This is a genomic window from Clostridium malenominatum (genome assembly GCF_039521365.1).
Taxonomy (GTDB): domain Bacteria; phylum Bacillota; class Clostridia; order Clostridiales; family Clostridiaceae; genus Clostridium_AW; species Clostridium_AW malenominatum.
The window spans coordinates 307,372-323,409 of sequence record NZ_BAAACF010000001.1 but is presented as its reverse complement, the minus strand read 5'-3'; the positions used below and the strand labels follow the sequence as shown (position 1 = coordinate 323,409).

The 16,038-nt window shown below is 30.0% G+C and carries 14 protein-coding genes and 1 tRNA gene; 8 read left to right on the top strand and 7 right to left on the bottom strand.

Annotation, left to right across the window (positions count from 1 at the left end; translation table 11 throughout):
* Positions 1-4: 4 nt before the first annotated feature.
* The gene (locus tag ABDZ69_RS01645; RefSeq protein WP_343765793.1) at positions 5-1,570 is read right to left on the bottom strand and encodes a spore germination protein; all 1,566 of its coding nucleotides are present in this window, start codon (positions 1,568-1,570) and stop codon (positions 5-7) included.
* A 63-nt stretch (positions 1,571-1,633) separates the two neighbouring features.
* Between ABDZ69_RS01645 and ABDZ69_RS01640 the strand changes: the two genes are divergently transcribed.
* Genes ABDZ69_RS01640 through ABDZ69_RS01630 form a run of 3 tightly spaced genes read left to right on the top strand, consistent with a single transcriptional unit; the run spans position 1,634 to position 5,288 of the window.
* Positions 1,634-2,728: a GerAB/ArcD/ProY family transporter gene (locus tag ABDZ69_RS01640; protein ID WP_343765790.1), complete on the top strand. Its 1,095-nt coding sequence runs from the start codon at positions 1,634-1,636 to the stop codon at positions 2,726-2,728.
* The gene (locus ABDZ69_RS01635) at positions 2,709-3,845 is read left to right on the top strand and encodes a Ger(x)C family spore germination protein (protein ID WP_343765788.1); all 1,137 of its coding nucleotides are present in this window, start codon (positions 2,709-2,711) and stop codon (positions 3,843-3,845) included. Before ABDZ69_RS01640 ends, ABDZ69_RS01635 begins: the two co-directional genes overlap by 20 nt.
* Before the next feature lie 12 nt (positions 3,846-3,857).
* The gene (locus ABDZ69_RS01630; RefSeq protein WP_343765785.1) at positions 3,858-5,288 is read left to right on the top strand and encodes a spore germination protein; all 1,431 of its coding nucleotides are present in this window, start codon (positions 3,858-3,860) and stop codon (positions 5,286-5,288) included.
* Between the two features lie 50 nt (positions 5,289-5,338).
* Here the strand turns inward: ABDZ69_RS01630 and ABDZ69_RS01625 are convergent, their stop codons facing one another.
* Entirely contained in the window at positions 5,339-7,060 is a 1,722-nt protein-coding gene (locus ABDZ69_RS01625) for a methyl-accepting chemotaxis protein (protein ID WP_343765782.1), read from the bottom strand.
* Positions 7,061-7,225: 165 nt separating this feature from the next.
* Between ABDZ69_RS01625 and ABDZ69_RS01620 the strand changes: the two genes are divergently transcribed.
* The gene (locus ABDZ69_RS01620) at positions 7,226-7,618 is read left to right on the top strand and encodes an HD-GYP domain-containing protein (protein ID WP_343769550.1); all 393 of its coding nucleotides are present in this window, start codon (positions 7,226-7,228) and stop codon (positions 7,616-7,618) included.
* Between the two features lie 67 nt (positions 7,619-7,685).
* Here the strand turns inward: ABDZ69_RS01620 and ABDZ69_RS01615 are convergent.
* The 3 genes from ABDZ69_RS01615 to ABDZ69_RS01605 form a co-directional block, all read right to left on the bottom strand.
* Positions 7,686-7,761, bottom strand: a tRNA-Trp gene (locus tag ABDZ69_RS01615).
* A gap of 80 nt (positions 7,762-7,841) precedes the next feature.
* A complete protein-coding gene (locus ABDZ69_RS01610; RefSeq protein WP_343765779.1) occupies positions 7,842-8,198 on the bottom strand; it encodes a zinc ribbon domain-containing protein in 357 nt (118 codons plus the stop codon).
* Positions 8,199-8,215: 17 nt separating this feature from the next.
* A complete protein-coding gene (locus ABDZ69_RS01605; protein ID WP_343765776.1) occupies positions 8,216-9,109 on the bottom strand; it encodes a metal ABC transporter substrate-binding protein in 894 nt (297 codons plus the stop codon).
* Positions 9,110-9,242: 133 nt separating this feature from the next.
* Between ABDZ69_RS01605 and ABDZ69_RS01600 the strand changes: the two genes are divergently transcribed.
* From ABDZ69_RS01600 to rimI, 4 genes are read left to right on the top strand one after another with little or no spacing between them, the layout of a single operon-like run.
* Positions 9,243-10,487 (top strand): HD domain-containing phosphohydrolase, encoded by a 1,245-nt coding sequence (locus ABDZ69_RS01600; protein ID WP_343765774.1) that lies wholly within the window; start codon positions 9,243-9,245, stop codon positions 10,485-10,487.
* Positions 10,488-10,503: 16 nt separating this feature from the next.
* Complete coding sequence (tsaE, locus tag ABDZ69_RS01595; RefSeq protein WP_343765771.1) at positions 10,504-10,962, top strand: tRNA (adenosine(37)-N6)-threonylcarbamoyltransferase complex ATPase subunit type 1 TsaE; 459 nt, start codon at positions 10,504-10,506, stop codon at positions 10,960-10,962.
* Complete coding sequence (gene tsaB, locus ABDZ69_RS01590) at positions 10,959-11,657, top strand: tRNA (adenosine(37)-N6)-threonylcarbamoyltransferase complex dimerization subunit type 1 TsaB (RefSeq protein WP_343765768.1); 699 nt, start codon at positions 10,959-10,961, stop codon at positions 11,655-11,657. Before tsaE ends, tsaB begins: the two co-directional genes overlap by 4 nt.
* Positions 11,647-12,090 (top strand): ribosomal protein S18-alanine N-acetyltransferase, encoded by a 444-nt coding sequence (rimI, locus tag ABDZ69_RS01585; protein ID WP_343765764.1) that lies wholly within the window; start codon positions 11,647-11,649, stop codon positions 12,088-12,090. Before tsaB ends, rimI begins: the two co-directional genes overlap by 11 nt.
* Positions 12,091-12,237: 147 nt before the next feature.
* Here the strand turns inward: rimI and ABDZ69_RS01580 are convergent, their stop codons facing one another.
* Positions 12,238-14,268, bottom strand: a complete 2,031-nt coding sequence (locus ABDZ69_RS01580; RefSeq protein WP_343765761.1) for a methyl-accepting chemotaxis protein — start codon at positions 14,266-14,268, stop codon at positions 12,238-12,240.
* 154 nt (positions 14,269-14,422) lie between these two features.
* Positions 14,423-16,015, bottom strand: a complete 1,593-nt coding sequence (locus ABDZ69_RS01575; protein ID WP_343765758.1) for an N-acyl-D-amino-acid deacylase family protein — start codon at positions 16,013-16,015, stop codon at positions 14,423-14,425.
* Between the last annotated feature and the right edge of the window lie 23 nt (positions 16,016-16,038).

The window sequence follows — 16,038 nt, the reverse complement described above, 5'->3', positions numbered from 1 at the left end:
TACTTTACTCCTCTCCCTCTTGTTTATTAATATCATATCCTACCATATACTCTGGCCTTTTTTTCATCTTAAAAATCGGAGGTTTAAACAGGGAGTCTTTAAAGTTTGTAAAGGGTGATATGGTCATGGTATATGGTATACCAAAAGATTTCATGGAAAGTAGGTGAGTTAAAATAACGAATACCCCAAGAGCTATACCATAAAACCCTGCACTTCCCCCAAGAATTATAAAAATAACCCTATATATAGTTATAGCATCTGATAAATCTGGAGCTATAAAGGCAGATACTCCAGTGAGAGCTATAACCATTACCATCGGAGCACCTACTATACCTGCATTAACCCCTGCCTCTCCTAGCACCAAGGCTCCTACTATACTAATAGAAGAACCTATAGCTCTGGGAAGTCTAGTTCCTGATTCCTTTAGAATTTCAAAAAAGAAGTTCATAAGTAGAGCTTCTATAACTGCCGGAAAAGGTACCCCTTCTCTAGCGGCAGCCATAGTTATAAGTAACACAGTGGTTATCATCTCTTGATGAAAGCTTTGAAGAGCCACAAAAATCCCTGGTAAAAATACACTTATAAGAATCGCTAAAACTCTAACAATTCTTAAAAGAGATGATATCAAAGTTCTATTATAATAATCTTCACTTACTTGGATACTTTCTATTAGAAGATATGGTACGGTAAGTACATGTGGAGTTCCATTACACAGTATGGCAATTCTTCCTTCCAATATCCTCCCCGCCACCACATCAGGCTTTTGGCTATTTCCTACGGTAGAAAAGGGTGAATAAGGGTTTTCTTCTATAAATTGCTCTATGTATCCAGAATCCAAAATTGCATCTATTTTTATCTTACTAAGTCTTTTTTTCACTTCATCTATTATATTTTCCTTTGCTATTCCCTTTACATAACATAATACTACAGTGGTTTTAGATTTCTCTCCAAGTTTAAATTCCTCAAACTTTAATCTTTTATCTTTGATTTTTTTTCTTATTAAGGCAATTTGCAAATCTAAATCCTCAGTAAAACCCTCTTTAGGTCCTCTTACTACCATTTCATTCTGAGGCTCTTCGATAGCTCTTCCTATATTAGAATGAGTATTTACTAGAATTATTTCCTTTTGTCCATCTATGAAAATTAAAGTATTACCTGAAAGCATTTCATCTATTGCTTCAGTATAATCCTCTGTTTTTTTAACTTCACACTCATTAATTACGCTCTCTATAATAAAATCAACAATTCCTTCTTTTGGTATTTCTAATTTTTCATCCATCATGGATTTAATAATTATATTATCAATTATCTCTTTATTAGCGAGTATTGAAAAATAACATATTAATCCTCGCCTTCTATCTTTGCCAAATGCTATTTCTCTTAAATTTAAGTCACTACATAATTCTAAGTCCCTCTTAAATTTTTCTTTTACCTTGTCTATTGAACTAGGTATTCTGTATATTTCATTTTGTCCATTACTAAAATTATTATTTTTTCCCTTAAGCTTTATATAATTAAATATCTTTTTTACTTTGCTAAGCATATTATCACCCATTAGTAGTTTTTTCACATAATGGATTTTTATTCGTAAAAATGGATATACTTTAGCTATATTATACAAGGGGGAAAATAAATGAATAACTCACTAACAAATAAAGAAATATCCTTTGTACTTTACTGTGTAATTGTTGGATACGGCGTTATTAATCTTCCCAAAACTGTAGCAGAGGCTTCTGGAACTTCCGGATGGATTTCTATGTTTATTATGGGCAGTGTAGCAATTATAGTTACTTATATGATTACTTATATTTCTTATGTTCATGAAGATAAGGTCTTTTATGAATTCAGCGAAATATTAGTGGGTAAAATATTTACCTATATTTTTTTGACAATCTATATAATATACTTTTTTATAAGCTTTACCATGCTTACTAGAATATATGCAGAAACTATAAATCTAACTATTTTAAATAGAACTCCTGTATGGTCAATTTCACTATTGTTTTTTATAGTTATATACTATGCACTATCAAAAGGACTACCGACCATCGGAAGAATTAGTCTACTTTATGGATTTATGAGTCTTTTAGGCTTTATTTTCTTGAATACTATATTAGCTAGTCAAGGGAAGTTAGTAAACATAAGACCTCTTTTTATATCTAAAAGCATAGTTAGCTACATAAAAGACTCATTTAAATTAGTTTTCCCTTTCTTAGGAATGGAAATTCTTTTTTTTATTCCTATTAATAGAAAATACAATAAAAAAATATTAAAATACACAATTTGCACCTTGTTTTTTATAACCCTTTTATATTTTTATACTGTAGAATCAAGTATTTCCGTAATTGGAGTTGAATCTATAATACATTACAAAACTCCTTTATTTTCTGTAGTTAAAGGTTTAGACGTACCCTATCTCGAATTTTTTAGAAGACTTGATGGTATATATATAATTTATTGGTCAATGAATATAATTTGTAGTATCTCTATATGGGGATATGTATTAACACTTTGTATAAATAAGTTTTTTAAAAACTTACAATATAATACCTTAATAAAACTTGTAGTAATAATATCTTTTATAGCTTCTCAAATCCCCAAAACTACAAAGGATGTAGAACAGTTGCTTAAATTTAGCGGTTATTTAGGCATTGTAACAACATTAATAATACCCTTTATTTTATTGATAATGACGAAGGTGAAAAACCATGGCAAAAAAATACATTAAACTAATTCTCATCTTAATAATACCTGCATTATTAACAGGATGCTGGGATTATAATGATATAAATCGAAGAAGTATTACTCTTTCCGTAGGAGTAGATGAAATTAATGGCAACGTAGAGATTACTGGAAGAATTGCAAATCTTACTTCTAAATCAAGTGCAACTGAAGGAGAAGCTCAGCTATCAGATACATATTTTTTTCAATCAACGGGTTATAATTTTGAAAAAGCTAGATTTGATTTTGATACACATGTACCTTCTGAAGATTTTTCTGGTGCACTAAGAGTAATTACCTTTAGCAAGAAATATGCCCAAAAAGGAATTGAGTCCTATATAAATAGAATTGATTTTCTTCCTGGCATGAGAAAGTCTCTTCTAATTACTGCCTGCATGGAACCTACTAGAGACTTATTTTTGAAGCCAGTAAAAAATGACATCTCTGTGGGGTATGCCATAGAAAACACTATAAGAACCCTTGAAAGAGAAGGAATGAGTATATATACAACCCTTCAAGATATACAATCTAGTATACAATTTAAAGATATTGGATATGTAATCCCATATATAACAAAGGAAAATGATTCTATAAAGTACCTTGGATTGGCTGCAATGAAAGATTCAAAATTAGTTGGAATTATCGATAGCAGAGATAGTATTGGTTACTTATTAATATTAGGGGAAAAAACTAAACATGAAAATGTTATTTCTCATCCTAGGAATATTGAAAATCCATTGTCCTTAAAATCAATTTTAAAGAAAAGAAAAATAACTACCAGTTACGTTGATAATAAAGTTAATATAGACATGAAACTAAACATTAATACTCAGCTTATATATCCATATTATATGGAGTCCATAAATAGTGATGATATTAAAACTTTAGAAGAAGAACTTTCAAATAACATAAAAAAAGCTGTACTTTCTGCTATAGAACGTTCTCAAACAGAATTTCAGTGTGATATATTTGGCTTTGGCAAATATTTCAAAGCAGATAATTATAATATATATAAAAATATTAATTGGCAAGAAGAATATCTAAAGGCAAATTTTAATGTTGATGTTGAATTAAAAATTGTTAATTTTAATCTATTTGAAACTGAACCTACTAAGAATAATTAGAGGATTGTTATTATGAATAAGGAAAATAAGTATATACAAATAATAGACGATATTAAAACTAATATTACAGATATATGCATAAGAAATTTAAAACTTGTAGATGAAGATGTTTTTATAATTTACATACAACAACTTACTGATAGAAATAGCCTTTCCAATAATATAATAAAGCCTTTATTGCAATATAATTATACATCGAAGCCCACTATCGAAAAAATAGTAAGTTCAATTATGTTTGTAGATGATATTATTGTTGAATTAGATGAATCTAAAATCGCCGACTATCTTTTAGAAGGTAAAACAATAATTATACTTTTAAATAGCAATGAATATATAATAGCTAACACCTTTAAAGTTGAAAAAAGGACTACTGAATCTCCAGAAATACAAAGTTCCATACGTTCTCCCAAGGACGCTTTCACTGAAAGCATTGATTCAAATATATCTCTTATAAGATATAGAATAAAGGATAAAGCTTTAAAAATAGATTATTTTAAAGTTGGGGTAAGAACCAAAACCTCTGTAGCAGTAATTTATATAAAGGATATTGCCAATTCAAAATATGTAGAAGAGATAAAATCGAAATTAAATAATATACATATAGATGGAATTATGGAATCAGGATATATACAAAAATTTATATCTGAAAAAAACAATACGCTATTTCCTCAAATAGGTATTAGTGAAAGATCTGACTCAGCCTGCGCAAATATATTAGAGGGAAAAGTATGTATAATTGTTGATGGTAGTAATTTAGCATTAATAGCTCCTAAAAGTTTTATTGAATTTTTAGATGCAGGTGATGATCATTACGATAGTATATATGTAGGAATTTTTACAAAGTCACTGAGATTTCTTGCTTTGACCACAACCCTTAGTCTATCAGCTTTGTATGTTGCAGTAGTTGCCTTTCATGCAGATATTTTACCGGCTCAATATATTCTAACCCTTGCCTCTTCAAGGGTCACAGTTCCTGTAAATGCATTAGTAGAAGTTACCCTAATGGAGATAATAGTTGAATTATTACGGGAAGCAAGCATAAGACTTCCTAAAGCAATAGGCCCTGCCATTGGTATAGTAGGAACTATTGTAATAGGTCAAGCGGCAGTTTCAGCCGGACTTGTAAGTCCACTTATTGTTATAATTGTATCCCTATCATTAATGTGTTCTTTTGCTATGCCTGATTATACTATTATGGCTTCAATACGATTACTAAAATTTATGATGATTTTTCTCACTGGTGTATTTGGACTATTTGGCTTTATTATGGGATATACATTAATAATAATTAAAATAGCCTCCATAAATAGTTTTGGCATACCATATACAGCTCCTGTTTCCCCATTTAACTACAATGATATGAAGAATTATATTATGAGCAATATTAAATCATCTAAAGAAAGACCAAACTTTTTAAATCCAAAAGATAAAAAACGTCAGTGATTGTTTAATTATAAAAACAACGGCGCTCCCTTAATGGAACGCCGTTAAAACTACATTTTAAATTGCTCTATTAATTTATTTAATTCATTAGATACTTCAGCTTGATTCTTAGTAGCTTCTACTACTTGATTAACTCCTTCTGTAGCTTCAATTATATTTCCTAATATGTTATTAGAATTTTCAAAGGTAACCTGCGTAGAGAAGGCTATACTTTGAATTACCTTTGAGATTTCCTCCACTGTTGAATTAATTTCTTCGGACATAGATGCTATGTCCTCAGACATATCGCTTACAAACTGAGCATCTTTTTCATAATTATCTCCTGTTTGCACTAAGAGATCGTAGTCCCCTCTCACATCTTTGTCTACAAATTCTAGTACATCTTGAGAATTTAAAGATATATTTTTAAATGCATTTTGCACCTTTTCTATTACACCCTTTATACTATTAACATTATTGGAAGATTGCTCTGCAAGCTTTCTAATCTCATCTGCAACTACTGCAAAACCTCTACCTTGTTCCCCCGCTCTAGCTGCTTCTATAGCTGCATTTAGTGCAAGCAGATTGGTTTGTTCAGCTATTTGAGCTATGGAATCTGCCATGATTTTTACTTCTTCCACAACCTTACCTTCCTCAATAGCCTTCATGATATTCTCTTGCTTATTATCATAAAGCTTTACCGCATATTCCCTTGAGGCAAATCCCTTATCCCTTATGGTTTCTGCTCTATCTCTTATCTTCATAGATTCACCGCTTCCATCTGTAGCTTTAGTTGAAAGCTGATTAACTCCAGCATTTATTTCTTCTACAGAGGCTGAAACTTCTTCAGCTATAGCAGATGATTCCTGGGTTTCCTTTACTATATCCTTCGTAAAACTATTTATACTTTGCATCTTCGAGTTTATATCATTTACTGTAGAATATAATTCACTACTCATTCTATTCATTTCTCTAGATTGATTCATTATATTTTGAATAAGTACTTTTATATTATCTTTTGCATTGTTTAATGCCTTAGAAAGTTGTCCAAATTCATCTTTGCTATGTAAATTAATACTCTGAGATAAATCTCCATTTCCAATAGCTTCTGCAAATTCAACACCAAGCTTTATTGAATTTCCTATATATTTTGATATAATTAGCCCAATTATAAATGCAAGTATAACGGTAATTGCGATGGTAGCATACATTATCAAACTGATTTTGTTATATATACCAAGGTTTTGTATATTTGTATCCTCAGCATCTTTTTCATTCATATCTATTAATTCACCTAATAATTTACTCATTTCATCTCTAATGGTTAAAACACTATTCCATCTTTCAGTAGCTTCACCTTGTCTATTTTGTAATGATAAATCAATTAACTCCTGACGTTTTTCCCTATATATTTTTAGATTTTCCTTAAACTTTCCCCACTTTTCCTTTTCCTTTTCCGCTAAACAATCCTTTTCATATTCTTCAATTAATTCAGTATTTTTTTCCGTTAAAGTGCCAATGTTTTTCGCTCTTTCACTTTTAGTTTTAGAATCGTCCTTTTCACTAACGAATACTATACCTTGTAATTCAGAACGAATCTCTAATAAATTCTCATTTATTGAATGCAATAGATTAATACTTCTTAAATTGTATCCGTACATCTTCCCAGAGTTACTACTCATTGTTTTGGTGCCATAAACCCCTAAGCTTCCTATAACTCCAATTATTAAAGTCAACAGTAAATAAGAAGCTATCAATTTAGTTTTGATTTTTAAATTTTTAACTAGTTCCACCTTTTCAACTCCCTTTCATAAATATTCGTGGTAATATGAGGTTTTTTTTGCTTTTTCTACATTTTTCCCTAATTTATATTAATTATATCACATGTCAACATAGTTGAAAATAGGTAATTTGTAAAAATATGTTACCTAAATCAGTATAATTTATTTTATGTATGAATATTTCAAACAATAATAAATTTAATAATTATAAACGCTTTAATCCTAGGATTCTTATTTTTTTACTTTAGACAAAAGTTAATAGAGGAAAGAAAAAGAGGTAGATTAACAAAAGAAGAATATGACTTTGAATTATCCAACTTTGTAAAAGATGGAATTAAGTATCACCATGAACGTTATGATGGGAAAGGATATCCTTATGGAATTTTAGGATGTGATACCCCTATAGAAGCTAGAATTATTCAAATTGCAGATGCCTTTTCTGCCATGACTATAAAAAGAGTTTACAGAGCAACTCTTACAAGAGAGGAAGCTCTATTGGAATTAGAAAGAAATGCCAGAAGTCAATTTGATCCAGAAATCGTTGCTCGTCTTCGAGATATTTTATTCTAACTTTATATCAACTTTAACTATAAATATATAAAAAAGACTAGGAACTCTTAAATTTCCTAGTCTTTTTTGGCAGGGGCAGTAGGAATCGAACCCACAACCAACGGTTTTGGAGACCGCTACTCTACCAATTGAGCTATACCCCTATGTAGTGACGAATTTTATTATAGCATAAGCCCCTATACTCGTCAACCACTTTTAATTATTTAGTCCTTAAAAAATTTTTTTATAACTTTCCTCCACAATGTGGGCAAAACTGAAATGTTTCATCAATTTCTCTACCACAACTATTGCACACATTCTTTCTATTTCTGTTTACATGAACTTCTTTCAAATAGGAATCCTCAATATGTATATTCTCGCCATTTTCTATTCTTTCACCAATATCACTAGCTAGGAGAAATACTGAATCACAGCATCGCGATACTATATAATACTTCTTATTAAACTTTGCTAAAGGAATAAAGAAAAAGTGAAATATTGTGTAGATTTTTATTAATTCGTAGGAGGACATAACTTCGCAACTTTTACATATTATATTTTGAATATATTTAATTGACTTCTTTCTCTCCTCTATCCCCATTATTCCGAAAAAGAACACTATTTTTTCTCCTCCTTTGCTGGAACAATCTTGCTTAAAACATCTAAATTAAGTTTAACGATATCTATGTACTTTGCATCTTCCTTGTGGATTAGTATTTTTACAGGTACAAGATTATACTTATTAATTGCATCTTTCATTTCTTCTAATTTTTTTTCATCATAATAGAAGAAAAACTTTTCTTTAGATATTTCAAATTTCTTGTCTTCTTCTAATTTTACACTTTTTATATTTAAATACTTTAGGAAATACTCTAAATCTTCTTCAACATAATATGTATCTAAGTCCTTAAAGGCTGAGCTTATCTCTTTCATAATCTTTTCATAATCATCTAAATCCTTTAACGTATCATTAAAGTTTTTTTCATAAAACTCTCTATTTTTAGGATCTTTATCCTGTATAGCGTTTTTAATATTAAGCAGAGCTATTTTATAATTATCTATATTCATCCAGTAATAAGGATTTTCCTTAAAGATATACCCTTTGTACTTTATATTACTACTATAAGAAAGTATGTTTATTCCTCGAGAAAGATTTATTATTCCTAACTTCCCTTTACTAAGTTTTCCTACAAAGTCACTAGCCCAAGGCTCAAGCCCTTCTCCATTATATATAAACAAATCATATTTACTTATATTGCTTATAGCATCTTCAGAAAAAGAGTAATTTAATTCTTCTTCTCTATTTCTAAACATAAATTCAACTAAATGCTTATCGCCTACTACATCCTTAGTCATATAAAATAGCATTTTATCTGTGGTCATTATATTTAATATTACATCATTATCTTTATTTACCTTTAAATCTATATTAATATTGTCATTTCCATTTTCACAACCCCATAATATACTTGTAATTATTAAAATAAGAAATATATATTTAAATTTTTTCAAATCATTTCACCTCGTAAATTACTTTATGATATATATTTTACCTAAGTTATATACTCAATGCAAATTAATGTTTAATATTACCATGGGTTGTGGTAATATTATGTTAAATATTTTTTTATAAGTGAGGTACTATATGGAAATCAGCTTAAACAAGGTAATTCGAGCAATCTCTATTGCTCTAGACTTATCTCAAATGAGCTCCGTTGATGGAACAAATATAATTGAAGAAGTATCTAATATAAATTATACTAAACATAATTTTATGAATCATTCATTAAGGACATGCTATGTGGCTCTTGAAATAGGTAGAGAATTAAACCTACCTGAGAATACACTTCAAATGGTGTATATATCTTCATTGCTACATGATATAGGTGCTACTAATTTTTTTAATATAAGCCACTATTCACATGATTTTATTTATGAACATTCTGTAATAGGAAGTAAAATAACTAAGGACTTCCCTTTATTAAACGGCTTGTCTAACATAATTCTTTGTCATCATGAAAACTTCGATGGCTCTGGAGCTCTAAAGCTAAGTGGAAATAGTATACCTATAGAAAGCCAACTTATAAGAATTGCAGATTTAATAGAGCTTAACTTTAATGAAGCAAAACCCTCTTTAGTTCAAAAAGATAGAATTATTAAGTGGATTAGAGAATACTCAGATAAAATTTATTCTTCAGAGATTAAAGATGCTTTTTTAAGATGTTCTAAGAAAGATGCCTTTTGGTTTAATTTAGAAAACTTAAACTCCATGGGCTTTATCTTAGATTCTGTAGCTCCAAAAATAAATCAAACTATAAATTTAGCTCAATTAGAAAAAATAGCTTATATTTTTTCTAATATAATAGATAATAAAAATAACCATACTGCGTCTCATTCAGTAAGTATCGCAGATTTAGCTTATAACCTTTCAAAATCTATAAATTATGATGAGGAAAAATGCAGGAAAATGAAAATTGCAGGACTTCTTCACGATATTGGTAAGCTTGCAATACCAGTAAAAATTTTAAACAAGGCTTCTGGTTTATCTCCAGATGAATTTAAAATTATAAAGTCTCATGTTTATTATTCTAAAATTATTTTAGATAGAATTCAAGACATTCCTGATATAAGTAATTGGGCCTGTAACCATCACGAGAAGTTAAATGGAACTGGATATCCTAGGGCTCTAAGAGCCGAGGATTTATCTGAGGAATCTAGAATAATGGCAATTTGTGATATATTTCAAGCTCTTACTGAAAATAGACCATATAAAAATGGATTTTCAATAGAGAAAGCAATTAGAATAATGGACGAAATGTGTAATAAAAATCTTATATGTCCTTATGCTTTAGGGAATTTAAAAAAATTAATTGGATATAATGGTATTTAGAAGGCAGGTAAATTAAATGGAATTTATTATTGATAGTGTTGAAAAAACTTTAAATATCGGATTTCAAATAGGCACCCTTTGCAATGAAGGTGATATTATATGTCTTATAGGTGATTTAGGTACTGGAAAAACCCATATGACTAAAGGCATTGCTAAAGGTCTTGGTATAAATGAGCATATAACCAGCCCTACTTTTAATATTGTAAATGAATATGATACTGGCAGATTGAAAATGAATCATTTTGACGTTTATAGAGTAAATGACCCTGATGAAATAGCTGCCATTGGCTTTGATGAATATATTTTCTCTAATGGAGTAAGTATTATTGAATGGGCAAACTACATAGAAGAACTTATTCCTAAGGAACATATGTCTATAGTTATTGAAAAAATCCCCAAAAATGAAGATTATCGTAAAATAACTATAAATTACTCTGGCCATAGATATGCATACGTAAAGGAGATAAAAATATGAAAATTTTAAGTTTAGATTCTGCAACAGAGTCTGCAACTTGTGCTATATTAGAAGACGACAAACTCCTTGGAGAAGTAGTTTTTAATTATACAAAACAACATTCAATTGTCTTAATGAACATAATAGATTATTTATTAACAAATTTAAACCTTAAACTTAGTGATTTAGATGGCTTTGCAGTATCTAAAGGTCCTGGTTCCTTTACTGGTCTTAGAATAGGTGCTGCAACTATTAAGGGATTAAGTGCAGGCTCAAACAAACCCTTTGTTTCTGTTTCAACCCTAGATTCCTTAGCCTTTAACATGGCATACACTGATGGTATAATATGCCCTGTTTTAGACGCTTTAAGAGATAATGTTTATACTTCTATATATAAATTTAATGGAGAAAAGCTAGAAAGATTAATTGACTACTCTGCTATATCCATAGAAGAATTAATAGGGATTTTAAATAGCTACGATGAAAAGATTACTTTTGTTGGAGAGATAGAAAAGTTTAAAGAGAAATTGAAGACTTCTGTTAATGACAGTTATTTTGCACCCAATTTTTTAAATGTGGCAAAAGCCTCATCTTTAGGAAAATTAGGCATGGAGCTTATAAAATCAGAGCATTGGGAAGATATAAATACCTTTGCTCCTATATATTTAAGAAAGTCTCAAGCCGAAAGGGAGTATGAAAACAAGCATGGAGTTTAATATTAATATTGCTACTTTAAGTCATGTAGATGGTATATGCCTAATTAACTCTTTATGTTTTCCTATACCTTGGAGCAGAGCTGCTATAGAAAATGAAATAGTAAATGAAAATTCTTTATACATTGTAGCCTTAAAAGATAACGAAGTTATAGGATATGCTGGTACTTGGCTTATATTAGATGAAGGTCACATAACTAACATAGCCGTCCACCCTAAATTTAGATCTCTAGGGGTTGGTTCTTACCTACTAAAAGAACTCATGGAGCAATGTAAGGACTATGCAATTCATCATATGACTTTAGAGGTTAGAGCATCAAATACTTCTGCACAAAACCTTTATAAGAAGTTTGGATTTACTAACGAAGGAATTAGGAAAAATTATTATAGCGACAATGGTGAGGATGCTATAATTATGTGGAAATATGATATATAGATTATGAAAGGGTATGCATTTACAGAACCTTTCACTTCACAAAGCATTCTAATCATTTTCAATTCCTTTAGGTTCTAAAATTTTTATACTTTCTTAATTATTATAACAGCAAAGAGTGCTGTGAACTAGTCTCAGCACTCTTTTCTATTATATATGTTCTTTTAAATTGTTAATGTGTTTCTCTAAATTGTTTGAAACCCTAACCACCTGTTCCATACTTGTTATTTGTTGATTAGAGGCAGAGGATATTTCTTCAACAGAAGCAAGTGTTTCTGCTGATATGTTCGATAAAGAGTCAATATTTTTAAGTGTACCATCAATTTGAGTAGACATTTCTAATGAAGTTTCAGAGGAAAGGGAAATTTTTTCTATAACTTCATTTAAAGCAAATTGGATGTTAGTAAAAGCATTATCGGTATCATTAACAGAATCATTTTGAGAATGTACAAACTGAGATATATTATTCATTTCTTTTATCACATTTAAGGATTCTTTTTGAATTTCTGTTACAATGCTATTAATCTCAGAAGCAGAATTTGAAGAATGCTCTGCAAGCTTTCTTACCTCATCAGCTACTACAGCAAATCCTTTCCCCGATTCACCAGCACGAGCAGCTTCTATAGCAGCATTTAAAGCTAATAGATTAGTTTGAGAAGAAATATTTGTAATAGTATCGATAATGACGCTTATTTTTTTTATATTTTCTTCCAATTTTAATACTCTATTAGATAAACAATGAGTGAGATTTTCAGTTTCACTTGACTTATTTTTAAGGGTTAGAATCACTTCTTTTCCTTTCTTACTTACTTCAATCACATCATTAGAAGCGTTTTTCATATTTTCAAATAGCTTTACTAACTTATTTGAGTTTTCCGAAATAATTTCTGAAGCTTTATTGATATCTTGTAAATCATAGGTTTGGCTAGTCATGCTAATATTTATTTGACCTAATGAATCCGTAATGTCAGAAAACACATCTGTATTTGTCATTGAAAGAGATTTTAATTCGTTTGCAGAAATTTGAACATCATTGATAATATTTTCTGCCGAATGTATTATCCCTTTAACTTTTCCAATCATTGCATTATATCCATCACTTAATAATTCTAATTCATCATTAGATTTAATTGTACTTACTGCGTCTAAATTACCATTTTCTACTTCCTTCATTGTTTTAATTAAAGAATGTATCGGTAAGATTAATTTTTTAGAAACAAAACCTATCATAAGAAGAACAAGAATTAAGGTAACTGTAAAAACTACTGCAATGGTTATTGTAAGAGAACGAGCTTGTTCTATAACTTCTGAATAATCCATGACGGAAACTATTTTCCATCCATTAGAAGGTGAAATTGCTACATTCATTACTTGATGAATTCCATCTGCTACATAATCTGTACTAATCCCTACTTTACTCTCCAGTTCCTTTAAAGTTTCCACTCCTATTTCATCTGGTGTTTTTAATATCCAATCTTTATGTTTTGGATTTGCAATAATTGTATTATTTTTATCTAAAACTATTAAGTAACCTGTCTTTCCTATTTGAATACTTTCTATGGTTTTTTGAAGACTTTCTAATTTTACTCCTATTCCAACAACCCCTTGTAACACTCCATTTTTTTCAACTGGATGAGTAATACTTAATATCATTTCTTTAGACACCGATGTAAGATAAGGAGTTCCAATTAAAGATGTACCTTTATTTATTGAAGAATCTTTATACCAAGGTCTTTCCTTCGGATTATATGGTTTTGATGGAGAAAATTTAGGATACTCCATATATCCGCTATATTCTGTTCCATAAAATATAAAACCTATATCTTTATGGGAATTTTTAACACTCTCGAAATATTTACTAATTGCTATTTCTGTATTACTATTTTTATAAACAAAATTATTAGAGTCAAACTTAGTGTATGTATTTAACGTATTATCAATATTTAGCACTCTTTCATCAGTAGCAATCATTTTCACGTTTTCTGTCATAGGATTAAGAATGGAAGACTCTATATATCTAGCAACTTCTGATAATGTTTTGTTTGTATTTTGGAGTGTAGTGTTATTTATATTATTTGTAATAACGTTGTTTAAATATAAACCACATAAAAAATAAGATATTAATGATACTACTAGAACTCCGCTAACAAACTTAGTTCTAATAGAAATATATTTTTTCATATAATTCCCACCTTTTCTAGTTACTTCTATAAAATGTCATAATGTAAACCCTAGCTAAGTAAAGTAGCCTCCTATGGCATAGGTTTACCATAGGGGGCTGTTCCTTTTAAAACACTAACTATAAATTAGTATTTCAAATATTTAATTGTACTTATTACCTCTTTTTAAACTTTAGAACTTTACCAGCTTTTTGAGGTTGTGGTTCCCCTTCATTGATTAAAACCTTACCATTTACTAATACATAATCAATTCCTAATGGATATTGAATTGGATCTGTATAATCAGCTGTATCTTGTATCTTTTCCGGATCAAATACTACTATATCAGCTGCTAGTCCTTCTTTTAATACCCCTCTGTCTGTTAAGCCAAGTACTGCAGCAGATTTTCCTGTCATTTTGTGAATTGCTGTTTCTAATGTAAATGCATTTTCTTCCCTTACATATTTAGCCAGTACTCTTGGAAACGCACCATGTAGTCTTGGATGAGGTTTTCCTCCCATGATTCCATCTGTACAAACATTTTGTTCTGGACGGCTCATTATTAATTTTACGTGTTCTTCTGTACCATAGAAGTCCACTAATCCTACTATATTTTCTTCTTCCATGATTACATCAAATATTGCATTTAATGGATCTTTGCCTTTAATTTGTCCAACTTCAACAAGGTTTTTACCTACTACAGCCTGGTTCTTTTCTGAACCAACGAATGTAACAAATATTCCTTCAAGACCAGCAAAGTCAACAAAGTTGTCCCATCCTGGAATGCCATTATTTATATCTTCTATCATCTTTTCTCTTAACTTTTCATCTTTTAATCTTTCAATTAATTTATCTGTGCCTCCATCATGTACCCAAGGTGGAAGTATAACGCTCATCATTGTACTTCCTGCTACATATGGATATTGGTCAAAGGATACTGTCATTCCATCTTCTTTAGCCTTATCAAGTCTAGCTAAAACCTTAGGGAATTTGTCCCAGTTGTTTTTACCACAAACTTTAAAGTGTGAGAAATGTACCTTACATCCACTTTCTTTTCCTATTGTTAATATTTCTTCCATTGAATCTAGGATTGAATCAGCTTCACTTCTTTGATGAGTTACAAATACTCCACCTTTTTCATGTAAAACTTTTCCTAGCTCTATAAATTCATCAATTTCAGCATAGCAACATGGTGGATAAATCATACCTGTTGACATACCAAATGCACCTTCATCTATTGCTTTAGCAAGATTTTTTTGCATTAATTTCATTTCTTCTTCCGTTGGCTTTCTGTTGTCTAGTCCCATAGATACCATTCTTACATTTCCATGTGGTGCAAGGTATGCAATATTTGGACCTAAATCTAAAGTTTCGATTAATTCTAGATAATCTGCTACACTTCTCCAAGTCCACTCTACTGGATATTCTCCTTCTAAACCTTTCATAGCCTTAATCCAAGGTGATAGAGTTTCTTCATTAACTGGAGCTGGTCCCATACCATCTTGAGCTACTAATTCTGTAGTAATACCTTGACGAATCTTAGGTGTTAAGAAAGCGTCTTTAAATAAAAGCATACTTGAGTGGCTGTGAGTATCTATGAATCCTGGTGTTACTACTTTACCAGCTGCATCGATAACTCTATCAAAGTTCTCTTCTGATATTTCACCTATTTTAACTATTATATCGTTCTCAACTGCTATATCGGCTTTAAATCTTTCTTTTCCTGTACCATCAATTACTATACCATTCTTAATTAATAATTTAGCCATAATACTAACCCCTTTCTGAATTG